This window comes from uncultured Sunxiuqinia sp., assembly GCF_947495665.1.
Lineage (GTDB): Bacteria > Bacteroidota > Bacteroidia > Bacteroidales > Prolixibacteraceae > Sunxiuqinia > Sunxiuqinia rutila.
Map to the genome: position 1 here is coordinate 1 of NZ_CANLZV010000056.1, position 263 is coordinate 263.

At 47.1% G+C, this 263-nt stretch carries 1 protein-coding gene; it reads left to right on the forward strand.

Features of this window, described 5'->3' with window-relative positions; translation table 11 throughout:
• A partial coding sequence (locus Q1A18_RS19020; RefSeq protein WP_299584742.1) for a hypothetical protein occupies positions 1-263 on the forward strand: 263 nt, incomplete at both ends.

Here is a 263-nt window from a genome sequence, read left to right on the forward strand (position 1 = left end):
GAAGCCACGGTGTCGAACATTGAGAAATCAATTAAGGAAGAAGTTCAGGAAGTGAAAGCCAGCTACAACAAGTTTCGTAGCTCCGACTCCTACAACAAAGGCAAAGAGCAGGTCAGCCGTTTTGGTGAGGTGGTTTACCGCCTGTTTCGGGTAGCCCTGAAAGTATTGGTTATCCTGATTGGGGTCGGACTGATCCTGTTTGGCTTTTTGAGCCTGATTACTTTCCTGGCCTCCATGATTGTGGGACATTCGTTTATTGAAGC